The organism is Pseudomonas thermotolerans DSM 14292, from assembly GCF_000364625.1.
GTDB classification, from domain to species: domain Bacteria; phylum Pseudomonadota; class Gammaproteobacteria; order Pseudomonadales; family Pseudomonadaceae; genus Aquipseudomonas; species Aquipseudomonas thermotolerans.
In genome coordinates this window covers 148,219-160,874 of sequence record NZ_KB822606.1, presented here as the reverse complement: position 1 = coordinate 160,874, position 12,656 = coordinate 148,219, and the positions used below count along the sequence as shown (strand labels likewise).

Sequence of the window (12,656 nt, the reverse complement as noted above, 5' to 3'; positions counted from 1 at the left end):
GCTGAAGACCGCCATCAAGGAAATCTGGTTTGCGCCATCGGTCAGAGACGGCGCCCGAAGATGGAAAGACTGGTACCGCCTGGCGATCGAAAGCGGCATCGCGCCGGCGATCGCCTTTGCAAAGCGACTGCGAAAGTACCTGCGTGGCATCCTCGCCTCAGCCATCTTTCCCTTGAACACCAGCATTCTCGAGGGCGTCAACAACCGCATTAAGGTCATCAAGCGTATGGCCTACGGGTTCCGGGATTCAGCCTATTTCTTCCTGAAGATCAAGGCCGCCTTCCCCGGAAAGACGCGATGAACCAAACATTTCCAGGTTACGTTGGCCATCACGAAACTCTCTCAAAAGGATGAAAGGGGGTACGTCAGCGCACGGTGGTGAGCGGCAGAGCCGGCGCGATACGGCGCGACAGGTAGCGGTAGAAGTCCCAGATGGTGCCTTCCAGGTCGTGCGGCGCGAGCACGCCCGAGGGTGCGTGGCGCGAGCCCAGGACACGCTGCATGCGCTCCAGCTTCTCGCGATCCTCGCGGTTGACTTCATTCCACAACGCGAGGCGCCCTTCCAGCTCCTCGGCTGTCAGCTCGTTCTCGTAGGTCGACATGGTCCAGCGCACGCGGATCTTGTCCACGGCGAGCGGCTGGATGTTCAGGGACACCAGCAGGGTGGCGGCCTGGCTGGCGATCTGCAGGGGGAACAGGCAGAACAGGGTGGAACGCCGGCGCTCCTCCTCGCTCAGTCCAGGCGCCCCCTGGCCTCGCGAGGCGGCGGTATCCGGATAGTTGGCGCAGTAGCTGGTGAAGGCCTCGTCGGACAGCGCCTTGCGGCTCATACCGGTCGGGGTGTAGGGATGTAGGGTCTGGGGATGCACGACCGACAGGTGGTAGGCTTCCATGAAGTTCTCCACCAGACACTTCCAGTTGGTGTTCCAGATCTCCTCTTGGCTGTGCACCAGACGCATCCGCTCGGTCTGATAGCTGGCCAGCAGCGCCTCGAGCTTGCCCAGACGACCGGCCAGCGGCGCGGCGTCGTCGTCCAGGTTGACGTAGATGAAGCCGTTCCACAGTTCGGTCCTGAAGCTGGGCAGGCTGCAGTTGTGCGCGCCGACACCCTTGTCCTGCATGCGCGGCGCATTGGCCAGGCGACCGTCGCGTTCGTAGCTCCAGGCGTGGTAGGAACAGACCAGGCGGCGGGCACTGCCCTTGCCCTCGGCCAACGGCATGCCGCGATGGCGACAGACGTTGGACAGCACGCGAATCATGCCATCGTCGCCACGAATCACCAGCAGCGACTCCTCGAACAGCTGAGTGGTGAAGTAGTCGCCAGGATTGGGCACTTCATCGACGCGTCCCAGACAGTGCCATTCCTTCTTGAGGAAGTTCTCCACCTCGAACCGGAAGAAATCCGGGCAGGTATAGAACTCCCCGGGCAGGCAGCGCGCCTCGGACTCCGGCAACGCTGCAATCTCATGCAGGCGAGCTGCCATGGCAGCGACTTTGTTGTGATTAATCCCCATCGACTCTTCTCCGCAACAAAGGGACGGGCATGGCTGGATCTGACTGCCCGCCCCGACAGCCGTAATGCACCTCTACCCCGGCGCCACAAGCGCTGCGCCAGACGCCGCCTCACAGGCGGGAACAGCGCAAGCCCGGGACAGTACGTGGAGGGACGTTAATGGGGAGGCTGCGGGAGGAAAAGCTCGAAATATATGCAGGCAAGAAAGAAAAAAATTTGCCTGAGCCCGGTCGCATCGATCGTGGAATACCCCGGCGCTAGGGAGGAACGACGCCCATCGAAGCGCCGCTGCCACACTGCGACGGAGGCGAGTCGAACGGCGCGAATTTTTTCGCGCGGAAACGAAAAAGGCGACCCTCACGGATCGCCTTTCTCGAGCCTTTCGGCTTCGTTTGGTAGGCACAATTGGACTCGAACCAACGACCCCCACCATGTCAAGGTGGTGCTCTAACCAACTGAGCTATGTGCCTTCGTTGGACGCGCATTCTACGCATCTCCCCGGGGCTGTCAACAACTTTTTTCACCCAAATGCCTGAAAAAAAAGATTTTTTGCCGTTCGGGCCGGCGTTGAATATTTCGCACGGCCCCTAGCCCAGGAAAATCTTCTCAGGTAGGATCGACCCATCCGTAAAAAATAAAGAACAAAGGTGCAAAATGACGCACACCGCCTATCCGCAGTCCTACTACGCCGCCTCAGCCAATCCAGCCCCGGAACGCCCGGAGCTGCAGGGCGAAACCGAGACCGACGTGTGCATCGTCGGCGCCGGTTACACAGGCCTTTCCACCGCCCTGTTCCTTCTCGAGAACGGCTTCCGGGTGACCATCCTCGAAGCCGCCAAGGTCGGTTTCGGCGCCTCGGGTCGCAACGGCGGGCAGATCGTCAACAGCTACAGTCGCGACATCGACACCATCGAGCGCAGCATCAGCCCGAAGAACGCCAAGCTGCTCGGCGACATGGCTTTCGAGGGCGGGCGCATCATCCGCCAGCGCGTCAGCCACTACGGCATCCAGTGCGACCTGAAGGACGGTGGCGTGTTCGCCGCCTTCACCAAGAAGCAGATGGCCCATCTGGAGGCCCAGAAACGCCTCTGGGAGCGCTACGGCCATACCCAGCTGGAGCTGCTGGACGCCAAGCGCATCCGCGAGGTGGTGGCCACCGACAACTACATCGGCGGCATGCTGGACATGAGCGGCGGGCACATCCACCCCCTCAACCTGGCACTCGGCGAAGCAGCCGCCATCGAGTCGCTGGGTGGCGTCATCCATGAACAGTCGCCGGTGATCCGCATCGACCGCGGCGCCAACCCGGTGGTGCACACCGCCCGCGGCCGGGTGAAGGCCAGGTTCGTGGTGGTCGCCGGCAACGCCTACCTGGGCAATCTGCTACCCGAGCTGGCGGCCAAGTCTATGCCCTGCGGCACCCAGGTGATCGCCACCGAGCCGCTGGACGAGGAGCTGGCCAGGAGCCTGCTGCCGCAGGACTACTGTGTCGAGGACTGCAACTACCTGCTCGACTACTACCGGCTGTCCGCCGACAGGCGTCTGATCTACGGCGGCGGCGTGGTCTATGGCGCGCGGGATCCGGCCAACATCGAGGCGATCATCCGGCCGAAGATGCTGAAGACCTTCCCGCAGCTGAAGAACGTGAAGATCGATTACGCCTGGACCGGCAACTTCCTGCTGACCCTGTCGCGCCTGCCGCAGGTCGGCCGGCTAGGCGACAACCTCTACTACTCGCAGGGCTGCAGCGGTCACGGGGTAACCTTCACCCATGTGGTCGGCAAGGCCCTGGCCGAGGCATTGCGCGGCCAGGCGGAACGCTTCGACGCCTTCGCCGAGCTACCTCACTACCCTTTCCCCGGCGGCCGCCTGTTCCGGGTACCCTTCACGGCCATGGGCGCCTGGTACTACGACCTGCGCGACAAGCTCGGCATCTGAGTACGCCCCATGCCCGCGCGCAGTCGCGGGCATGGATCTGCCGGGCAGCCGGCATTTTCTCCAGACAAAGAAAAACCCGGCCTTGGCCGGGTTTTTCACGAGCATCAGGTCAGTTGATTACTTGACCTGGGCTTCCACGGCAGCTTCCACGCGACGGTTGATCGCACGGCCTTCGGCGGTGGAGTTGTCAGCCACCGGGCGGGATTCGCCGTAACCGACGGAGTCGACGCGCTCGGGGCTCACGCCGAACTGGTTGACCAGCACGTCACGAACGGCGTTGGCGCGGCGCTCGGAGAGCTTCTGGTTGTAGGCGTCGGTACCCACGGAGTCGGTGTGACCTTCCACCACGGTGGTGGTCTGCGGGTACTGGTTCATGAAGTCAGCCAGGTTCTTGATGTCGCCGTAGCTTTCTTCCTTCACCACCGACTTGTCGAAGTCGAATTTCACGTCCAGCTCGACACGCACGGTCTGCGGAGCTTCTTCAACGACCGGGGCCGGTTCCGGAGTCGGTTCCGGAGCAGCGGCAACAACCGGAGCCGGCTTGGAGCCGCCACCGAAGTTCACGCCGACGCCCACGCCAGCCATCCACTCGGAGTCGCCGCGGTCGAAGTTGTACAGACCATCCACGCCGCCACGAGCGTAGAAGTTCTCGGTGAAGTAGTACTTCAGGCCGGCACCCAGGATACCCTGAGTGGTGTGGTCACGGCCGCTGGCCTCCTGGCCGATGGACTGATGACCAACACCAGCCGACAGGTAGGGGCGCAGGCCTACGCCGGGCTCACCGAAGTGGTAGAGAGCGGTCAGAGCGCCGCTCTCACCCTTGATGTTCTTGTTGGTCGCCTGGGTGCGAATGTCGTGGTACTCGCTATAGGACAGGGCCAGCTCCACGTCATCGGTCAGAAAGTAGCCGAGGCTACCGCCGAACTGGTTGCCTTCGTCATGAGCGTAGCCGCGGGTGGAATCCGCGAAGTAGCGGTTGACGAAGAGCTCGCCTTCGACAGCACCTTGACCTTGCGCCATAACGGCCAGCGAAGAAGTTGCCAGCACGGAACCGATGACAACACCCAAGGTATTCTTCAATTTCATCCGTAAATCCCCATCTTGATGGACTTTAAGTCGCCGGAGCCTTGTGGGGTCCGACAACTTGAGCGGCCAATTCTACCTGAATTGGCTTATTCAGTGAGAAATTTTCTTCCGACTAGGCTTCGCTGGCACTCGCGAACTTGTCGCGCAGGCGGTCTAGCGCACGCTTGTAACGCATCTTGGTGGCACTCAGCCCCATGTGCATGATGTCGGCAATTTCCTGGAATTCCAGCTCCGCAACGAAACGCAGTACGAGGATTTCACGGTCGATAGGATTGACGTGCACAAGCCAGCGATCGAGTCCGCCCGACTCCGGAATGACCGGTGCCTTTTCGTCGGATGCCTCTTCCTGCGGATCCAGACTCAGTGCATCCAGCAAGCGCCGCTTGCGGCGCTCCTTACGGTACTGAGTAATACATTCGTTATAAGTGATGCTATATAGCCATGTCTTGAACTTGGACTTGCCCTCGAAGTTCTTCAGGCCATAGAGAACTTTCAGCATCACTTCCTGGCAGACGTCGTCGGCATCTCGCTCGTTGCCCAGATAGCGCGCACAGACATTGAAGAGCGTCCGCTGATAGCGGCGCATTAGCTCCTCGTAGGCGCGGGTCACGTGGAACAGCTCGCTGTGGGCACGCACCACCAGCTCTTCATCCGAGAGCTCACGAGGATCGTAGCGACTGGGCAGTGGTTGGGTTCGGTTCAAAACGGGTCAGGCCGACGGTCAGGTAAGGAGTCGCCACGGCCCGTCACCGCGGGCCGCACGGCGGCATACATTAGCAGGGTTTGCTCAGCGGCTGCTTACCTGTTGTTCCAGCAGGAGCTTGTTGGCGACGGAAATCAGCACCCCTTCCTCGGTGAGCAAGGTGGTCTTCACCGTGCCGATCTCCTCGATCAGCCCTTCGACCTCGCCAATCTTCACTTGTTGCCCGACTTCGTACAATTCCCGCACATAGATGCCGGCGAGGATCTGCGCAGCCACGTCGCGGCTGCCAAGCCCCAGAGCCAGCGCCGCCGCCAGGCCGACGGAAATCAGCACGATGGCGATGACGTTGTTGAGCAGCTCGGTCTTGACCTCCAGTTGGCCGATGGCCACGGAGATGCTGATGATGATCACCAGTCCCTGGGCAATGCGCCCCAGACCACCTGCGTAATCCAGCCCCACGCCCTCGGCGGCGCCGCGCACCAGGCTGTTGACCAACTGGGCAAGCAGCATGCCGACGATCAGCACCAGCGCCGCGCCCAGCACCTTGGGCAGGTACAGAGCCAACACGTCGAGGGTGGCGGACACCCGGCCAAGGCCCAGCGAATCGGCGGCCGAAACCAGGAAGATGAGCAGCACGAACCAGTAGACGATCTTGCCTACCAGGGTGGAAACCGGCACCTGGATGCCGATGCGCGAGAGCATCTTGGTCAGGCCGGTGCCAGCCATCAGGCGATCCAGGCCCAGCTTGGCAAGCAGTTTGGAGAGCAGCGCATCGAGCAGCTTGGCGACCACGAAGCCCAGCAGCACCACCATCAGGGCGCCAAACAGGCGCGGGATGAAGCCAGCCACGGGCGTCCATACGTTGGTCATGGCGTTGACCAGGGCTTGGGTCCAGGGATCGAATTCCATCTTACTTGGCCTTATCAGCAGTACGGTCGGAAGAAGTACGACGGGAAACGGGAGCGATATGGGCCGAGCCGCTGTTCAGAGCGCGCATGATCGCCTCGAACCAGTGGCCCAGCATGCTGAACAGATCGCCCGCGCCCACCTGGCGGTTGGCGGTTTTCAACACCCGGCCGAGCGCCGCATCGTCATCGTGGGTGGCTGGCGACACTTTCAGCAGATCACGGAGAGATTCTTCAAATGGATCGCGCATGCATACCTCGCGGGCTGTTTCGGCTAGACGCTGCAGAAGGTCGGCAGGTCACACATCAAAGCCGGCGCAGGTAGCGGAACAGGCCGGCCGGCTGCGCGACAGCTGGGCATGATCCGGGGTATGTCGCGGTTGGCGGCGAGCTGCGGGCGTCCCGCTCCTGCGGGCGATGGACCGGGCGCTGCCCTGCCCGTCCAGGACGAAGGCATGCACCAGCCTCCACTGGGCATTCTGCTCGTCGTGCATGGCCATGGCACGGAAAGCCCCGCCCCGCCACGGCGGGACGGTACGCTACCTCACTCGGGCATCGACAGTGCCTTGGGCGAGACGATGATGCCGTTGTTGTCGGCATACACGAACTCGCCCGGGCGGAAGGTCACGCCGCCGAAGGTCACCGGCACGTTGAGGTCGCCGATGCCGCGCTTGTCGGTCTTCATCGGGTGGCTGGCCAGGGCCTGAACGCCCAGGTCGGTCTGCGCGATCACGTCCACGTCGCGGATGCAGCCGTACACCACGATGCCTTCCCAGCCGTTCTTCGCCGCCTTTTCGGCCAGCATGTCGCCGAGCAGCGCGCGCCGCAGGGAGCCACCGCCATCGACCACCAGCACCTTGCCTTTGCCGGGTTGCTCCACCTGCTCCTTCACCAGCGAGTTGTCCTCATGACACTTGATAGTGACGATCTCGCCGCCGAAGGAGTCGCGACCACCGAAGTTGCTGAACATCGGCTCGACCACCTGAACAAGCTCCGGGTAGGCATCACAGAGGTCGGGAGTGACGTATTGCATGGGAAAAGCTCCTTAGGATGGAAAAGCGATCGGTGACCGACGCCGAAATGACCGTAACGCGCGTCAGGGTCGCATCTTAGCCGGATGCCCGGCTAAGCGGAATGCTTCCAAAAGACGAGGCAAAACCACCCGGCCGCTCATCTCCGGGCCCTGAACTCGCCCCAGCGGAAGCGATCAACATATCCATCCATGCATTGCCAGGAGGCTCACCATGAACATCGACCTTTCCCACCGACGTGCCATCGTCAGCGGCTCCACTGCCGGCATCGGTCTGGCTATCGCCCGGGGACTGGCGGCGGCCGGGGCCGAAGTGGTGATCAACGGGCGTACCCAGGCACGGGTCGACGAGGCCCTGCAGCTGTTACGCAGCAGCGTGCCGCAGGCCAGGGTCACCGGCGTGGCCGCCGATCTCAGCAGCGCCGCCGGATCGGCCGACTTCATCCGGCAGGTTCCGGAGGCTGACATCCTGGTCAACAACCTGGGCATCTTCGAGCCCAAGGGCTTCTTCGACATTCCCGACGAGGACTGGCTGCACTTCTTCGAGGTCAACGTGATGAGCGGCGTGCGCCTGGCCCGCCACTATGCGCGCGGCATGCGGCAGCGCAACTGGGGCCGGGTGCTCTTCATCTCCAGCGAGTCGGCGCTGCAGATCCCCGCCGAGATGGTCCACTACGGCATGACCAAGACCGCGCAGCTGGCCGTCTCCCGGGGCCTGGCGGAGACCCTGGCGGGCACCGGAGTGACGGTCAACTCCATCCTCCCGGGGCCGACCCGCTCGGAGGGCATCGGAGGCTTCCTCGCCTCGCTGGCGCAGAAGGAAGGGGTGCCGGTGGAGCAGATGGAGCGCGACTTCATCGCCGAGCACCGCCCCACCTCGCTGATCCGTCGCCTGGCAACGGTGGACGAGGTTGCCAGCCTGGCGGTCTACCTGGCTTCCGAGCAGGCCTCCGCTACTACCGGTGCGGCCCTACGGGTGGATGGCGGCGTCCTGCGCTCGATTGCCTGATGCGCCGACGGTAGTCTGGTCGGGTAACGCCTGGTGGCGCAGCCAGTGCTCGACCAGCGGCCAGACCTCGACCTGGGCCGGCTTGCTGACCAGCATCTCGATGTGCCCGTAGTCGTCGCTATGACCGTGTCGGCGGCCCAGGCAGTAATAGTGGCGGCACTCCGAGCCGAACTGCTCGAGCAGCTTGCGGCAGGCCCAGGGCGGATCCTCGCGGTCCGCCTCGGCGGCCACCGCCAGCACCGGCACCGTCACTCCGGCCAGCCCCGCCCACCAGTCGTTGCCGCGCTCGCCGAAGCGGCCGAACAGGCCGTGCCAGCGCAGCACCTCCAGCCCCACCCCGAGAGGCTCGTCCTCGGGACCACGCTTGAGCCGCGTCCCAGACAGTTCCCCCAGACAGCGCAGCAGCAGCTGCCCGCTCCACTCCACAGGTGGAATCTTCAGCGGCCAGCAGGTTCGGCTGACCTGGCTGCCGAACAGCGCCGCCGAGGCCACATCCTCAGCGCCCAGGTAACGCCCGCCGAGCGCGGCGGCGAGGGTGATGCCTCCCAGGGAGTGGCCGATCCAGTGCGGTGCCTGAGCCGTCTGCTCGCGGACGAAAGCGGCGATGGCCGGCAGGTCGTAGCGGGCGTAGTCGGCCACCCGGTTGCGCCGATACTCCTGGTTGCGTGGAGACAGGCCGTGGCCACGCATCTCCGGGATCCACACGTCGAAGCCGGCACGCGCCAGGAAAGGACCGAGGCCCAGGCCGCGCGGCGAATACCAGAAGCGCCGGTTGGAGAAGCTGCCGTGCAGGAGCAGCACCGGTACGCCGCGCTGCTCGTCGCGGCCATGCACGCCCAGGCGGGTGACCGCCAGCTCGACGCTGAAGTCGGGACTGTTGCCCGGCTTCAGTCGATAGACATCCTCACAGAGATCGCCCCGCAACTCGGCGCTTGCCAGCGTCACGGGAAACAGCTCGCTACTACTTTGCATACCACGACCGTACACAGTGGAAACTGCCGGCATCCTGCCGGCAGTAGCTCGAAAACGGCAGCCGGACGGCACACCACGAAAAAGGGCGGGATGAAAATCCCGCCCTTCTTCACATCAGGGATGCGCTCAGCCCTGCTGGCTCTCCGCCAGGAAGAACCAGGTTTCCAGCACCGAGTCCGGGTTCAGGGAGACGCTCTCGATGCCCTGCTCCATCAGCCACTTGGCCAAGTCCGGATGGTCGGACGGACCCTGACCGCAGATGCCGATGTACTTTCCGGCCTTGCGACAGGCCTGGATGGCACTGGACAGCAGCTTCTTGACCGCCGGGTTACGCTCGTCGAACAGGTGGGCGATGATGCCGGAGTCGCGGTCCAGGCCCAGGGTCAGCTGGGTCATATCGTTGGAGCCGATGGAGAAGCCGTCGAAGTACTCGAGGAACTCGTCGGCCATCAGCGCATTGGACGGCAGCTCGCACATCATGATGACACGCAGGCCGTTCTCGCCACGCTTGAGACCGTACTGGGCGAGCAGGTCCACCACCTGGGACGCCTCGCCGAGGGTGCGCACGAAGGGCACCATCAGCTCGACGTTGGTCAGGCCCATCTCGTCGCGCACCTTCTTCATGGCGCGGCATTCCAGCTCGAAGCAGTCGCGGAAGGACTCGCTGATGTAGCGCGAGGCACCGCGGAAGCCGAGCATCGGGTTCTCTTCCTCCGGCTCATAGAGCTTGCCGCCGATCAGGTTGGCGTACTCGTTGGACTTGAAGTCCGACAGGCGCACGATGACCTTCTTCGGCCAGAAGGCCGCGGCCAGGGTGCTGACGCCCTCTACCAGCTTCTCGACGTAGAAGCTCACCGGATCCGGGTAGCCAGCGATGCGCTTCTGCACGCTGTCCTTGATGTCGGCCGGCAGGCTGGCGAAGTTCAGCAGTGCCTTGGGGTGCACGCCGATCATACGGTTGATGATGAATTCCAGACGGGCCAGACCCACGCCGGCGTTGGGCAACTGGGCGAAGTCGAAGGCACGGTCCGGGTTGCCGACGTTCATCATGATCTTGAACGGTAGCTCGGGCATGGCATCCACCGAGTTCTGGCGCACGTCGAAGCCCAGCTCGCCCTCGAAGATGTAGCCGGTATCACCCTCGGCACAGGACACGGTCACGCCCTGGCCGTCCTTCAGCACGGTGGTGGCGTTGCCGCAGCCGACCACTGCCGGGATGCCCAGCTCGCGGGCGATGATCGCCGCGTGGCAGGTACGTCCGCCGCGGTTGGTGACGATGGCGGCGGCGCGCTTCATGACCGGCTCCCAGTCCGGGTCGGTCATGTCGGAGACCAGAATGTCGCCGGCCTGGACCTTGTCCATCTCGGCGATGTCGTTGATCACGCGGACCTTGCCGGCGCCGATCTTCTGACCGATGGCGCGGCCTTCCACCAGCACGGTGCCCTTCTCCTTGAGCAGATAGCGCTCCATGACGTTGGCGTTGCCGCGGCTCTTCACGGTTTCCGGACGAGCCTGGACGATGTACAGCTTGCCGTCGTCACCGTCCTTCGCCCATTCGATGTCCATCGGGCGGCCGTAGTGCTTCTCGATGATCATCGCCTGCTTGGCCAGCTCGGTGACCTCGGCATCGCTCAGGGCGAAGCGGGCGCGCTCGGCCGGGTCAACGTCCACCACCTTGACCGACTTGCCGGCCTTGGCTTCGTCGCCGTAGACCATCTTGATGGCCTTGCTGCCCAGATTGCGGCGCAGGATCGCCGGGCGACCGGCTTCCAGGGTCGGCTTGTGCACGTAGAACTCGTCGGGGTTCACCGCGCCCTGCACCACGGTCTCGCCGAGGCCGTAGGCGCCGGTGATGAACACCACGTCACGGAAACCGGACTCGGTGTCCAGGGTGAACATCACCCCGGCGGTGCCGGTTTCCGAACGGACCATGCGCTGCACGCCAGCGGACAGAGCGACCAGTTTGTGGTCGAAGCCCTGGTGCACCCGGTAGGCGATGGCACGGTCGTTGAACAGGGAGGCGAACACCTCCTTGACGGCGCGGATCACGTTCTCCACGCCGCGGATGTTCAGGAAGGTTTCCTGCTGGCCGGCGAAGGAGGCATCCGGCAGGTCTTCTGCGGTCGCCGAGGAGCGCACGGCGACCGCCAGGTTGTCGTTGCCGCCGGAGAGCTGCGCATAGGCGCTGCGGATATCGGCGTCCAGCTGAGGCGGCAGATCGGCATCCATCACCCACTGGCGGATTTCCGCACCGGCCTTCATCAGGGCGTTGACGTCGTCGACGTCCAGGACGTCCAGGGCGGCATGGATACGGTCGTTCAGGCCACTTTGCTCGAGGAAGTCACGATAGGCCTGGGCGGTCGTAGCGAAACCACCGGGAACCGACACGCCGGCGCCCGCCAGGTTGCTGATCATTTCGCCCAGGGAGGCGTTCTTGCCCCCTACACGCTCAACATCGTGGACGCCGAGCTTATCGAGGGAAACTACGTACTCAACCAAGGTGATCTCTCCACTTTGTGTCCGGAACGCCGCTCGCGGTGGCTTTGTTGCCGGCAAATAGGTCAAAATGCCGGCCAGTGCAGGCCCGGCGAAAGGGGGGCCTATTCTAGCCAAGAATCATTTCCAGCTTAAGGCCCACGCGCAAATGAAACGAACCGCTTTCTTCATCTCAGACGGCACCGGCATCACTGCCGAAACCCTGGGTCAGAGTCTGTTGGCGCAGTTCGAGAACATTTCCTTTAACAAGTTGACGCGCCCGTATATCGACAGCGTCGAAAAAGCGCGCGCAATGGTACAACAAATCAATGCCGCTGCCGAGAAAGACGGCGCCCGCCCGATCATCTTCGACACCGTGGTGAACCAGGAAATCCGAGATATCCTGGCGCAGTCCCAAGGCTTCATGATCGACATCTTCTCGACCTTCCTGTCGCCCCTGGAACAGGAACTCAGTTCCCGCTCCTCCTACTCGGTGGGCAAGTCCCACTCCATCGCCAGCAACACCAACTACATGGAGCGTATCGAGGCGGTGAACTTCGCCCTCGACAACGACGACGGCGCCCGCACCCACTATTACGACAAAGCCGACCTGATCCTCATCGGTGTATCGCGCTGCGGCAAGACCCCCACCTGTCTTTACATGGCCATGCAGTATGGCATCCGTGCCGCCAATTACCCGCTCACCGAAGACGACATGGAGCGCCTGCAGCTGCCGGCCGCGCTCAAGCCCTACAAGCACAAGCTGTTCGGCCTGACCATCGACCCCGAGCGTCTGGCGGCGATCCGCCACGAACGCAAGCCCAACAGCCGCTACGCCAGCTTCGCCCAGTGCGAGTTCGAAGTGCGCGAGGTGGAGAACCTGTTCCGCCGCGAGGGCATCAACTTCATCAATTCCACGCATTTCTCCGTGGAGGAAATCTCGGCGAAGATCCTCGTGGAAAAAGGCGTCGAACGACGCCTCAAGTAATAGCTGCAACTTCCTGACAGCAAAGAGAAAAGGCTCG

At 63.3% G+C, this 12,656-nt stretch carries 12 protein-coding genes and 1 tRNA gene; 4 read left to right on the top strand and 9 right to left on the bottom strand.

Translation table 11 applies throughout. The annotated features are described in order from the left end of the window. On the top strand, window positions 1–301 hold a 301-nt coding region (locus H165_RS18465; protein ID WP_017938468.1), incomplete at its 5' end, for a transposase. A 64-nt stretch (window positions 302–365) separates the two neighbouring features. Here the strand turns inward: H165_RS18465 and H165_RS0108330 are convergent. Continuing rightward, window positions 366–1,484, bottom strand: a complete 1,119-nt coding sequence (locus H165_RS0108330) for an aromatic ring-hydroxylating oxygenase subunit alpha (RefSeq protein ID WP_026146472.1) — start codon at window positions 1,482–1,484, stop codon at window positions 366–368. 422 nt (window positions 1,485–1,906) lie between these two features. Then, window positions 1,907–1,983, bottom strand: a tRNA-Val gene (locus H165_RS0108325). 184 nt (window positions 1,984–2,167) lie between these two features. Between H165_RS0108325 and H165_RS0108320 the strand changes: the two genes are divergently transcribed. After that, on the top strand, window positions 2,168–3,451 hold the full coding sequence (locus H165_RS0108320; protein WP_017938466.1) for an NAD(P)/FAD-dependent oxidoreductase: 1,284 nt from the start codon (window positions 2,168–2,170) through the stop codon (window positions 3,449–3,451). A 117-nt stretch (window positions 3,452–3,568) separates the two neighbouring features. Here the strand turns inward: H165_RS0108320 and H165_RS0108315 are convergent, their stop codons facing one another. From H165_RS0108315 to rraA, 5 genes are all read right to left on the bottom strand, one after another. After that, a complete protein-coding gene (locus H165_RS0108315; protein WP_026146471.1) occupies window positions 3,569–4,537 on the bottom strand; it encodes an OmpA family protein in 969 nt (322 codons plus the stop codon). Between the two features lie 112 nt (window positions 4,538–4,649). After that, on the bottom strand, window positions 4,650–5,240 hold the full coding sequence (gene sigX, locus H165_RS0108310; RefSeq protein ID WP_026146470.1) for an RNA polymerase sigma factor SigX: 591 nt from the start codon (window positions 5,238–5,240) through the stop codon (window positions 4,650–4,652). 84 nt (window positions 5,241–5,324) lie between these two features. Beyond that, window positions 5,325–6,149: a mechanosensitive ion channel family protein gene (locus H165_RS0108305; protein ID WP_017938463.1), complete on the bottom strand. Its 825-nt coding sequence runs from the start codon at window positions 6,147–6,149 to the stop codon at window positions 5,325–5,327. Between the two features lies 1 nt (window position 6,150). Then, a complete protein-coding gene (locus tag H165_RS0108300; RefSeq protein WP_017938462.1) occupies window positions 6,151–6,396 on the bottom strand; it encodes a hypothetical protein in 246 nt (81 codons plus the stop codon). Between the two features lie 293 nt (window positions 6,397–6,689). Beyond that, window positions 6,690–7,178 (bottom strand): ribonuclease E activity regulator RraA, encoded by a 489-nt coding sequence (gene rraA / locus H165_RS0108295; protein WP_017938461.1) that lies wholly within the window; start codon window positions 7,176–7,178, stop codon window positions 6,690–6,692. Window positions 7,179–7,389: 211 nt separating this feature from the next. Between rraA and H165_RS0108290 the strand changes: the two genes are divergently transcribed. After that, entirely contained in the window at window positions 7,390–8,184 is a 795-nt protein-coding gene (locus tag H165_RS0108290) for an SDR family NAD(P)-dependent oxidoreductase (RefSeq protein ID WP_017938460.1), read from the top strand. Here H165_RS0108290 and H165_RS0108285 read toward each other — a convergent pair. Both H165_RS0108285 and ppsA read right to left on the bottom strand, forming a co-directional pair. After that, window positions 8,146–9,156 carry an alpha/beta fold hydrolase gene (locus tag H165_RS0108285; protein ID WP_017938459.1) on the bottom strand — a complete coding sequence of 337 codons (1,011 nt, stop codon included), beginning with the start codon at window positions 9,154–9,156 and terminating at the stop codon, window positions 8,146–8,148. The genes H165_RS0108290 and H165_RS0108285 overlap by 39 nt on opposite strands. Window positions 9,157–9,282: 126 nt before the next feature. Next, window positions 9,283–11,655 (bottom strand): phosphoenolpyruvate synthase, encoded by a 2,373-nt coding sequence (gene ppsA / locus H165_RS0108280; RefSeq protein ID WP_026146469.1) that lies wholly within the window; start codon window positions 11,653–11,655, stop codon window positions 9,283–9,285. A 145-nt stretch (window positions 11,656–11,800) separates the two neighbouring features. Here ppsA and ppsR point away from each other — a divergent pair, with 145 nt between their 5' ends. Next, a complete protein-coding gene (ppsR, locus tag H165_RS0108275) occupies window positions 11,801–12,619 on the top strand; it encodes a posphoenolpyruvate synthetase regulatory kinase/phosphorylase PpsR (RefSeq protein ID WP_017938457.1) in 819 nt (272 codons plus the stop codon). Window positions 12,620–12,656 lie beyond the last annotated feature (37 nt).

Coding starts and splice junctions, on each gene's coding strand:
- H165_RS0108320 (WP_017938466.1), top strand. CDS start 2,168: ATGACGCACACCGCCTATCCGCAGTCCTACTACGCCGCCTCAGCCAAT.
- rraA (WP_017938461.1), bottom strand. CDS start 7,178: ATGCAATACGTCACTCCCGACCTCTGTGATGCCTACCCGGAGCTTGTT.
- H165_RS0108315 (WP_026146471.1), bottom strand. CDS start 4,537: ATGAAATTGAAGAATACCTTGGGTGTTGTCATCGGTTCCGTGCTGGCA.
- H165_RS0108300 (WP_017938462.1), bottom strand. CDS start 6,396: ATGCGCGATCCATTTGAAGAATCTCTCCGTGATCTGCTGAAAGTGTCG.
- H165_RS0108305 (WP_017938463.1), bottom strand. CDS start 6,149: ATGGAATTCGATCCCTGGACCCAAGCCCTGGTCAACGCCATGACCAAC.
- ppsR (WP_017938457.1), top strand. CDS start 11,801: ATGAAACGAACCGCTTTCTTCATCTCAGACGGCACCGGCATCACTGCC.
- H165_RS0108330 (WP_026146472.1), bottom strand. CDS start 1,484: ATGGCAGCTCGCCTGCATGAGATTGCAGCGTTGCCGGAGTCCGAGGCG.
- H165_RS0108285 (WP_017938459.1), bottom strand. CDS start 9,156: ATGCAAAGTAGTAGCGAGCTGTTTCCCGTGACGCTGGCAAGCGCCGAG.
- H165_RS0108290 (WP_017938460.1), top strand. CDS start 7,390: ATGAACATCGACCTTTCCCACCGACGTGCCATCGTCAGCGGCTCCACT.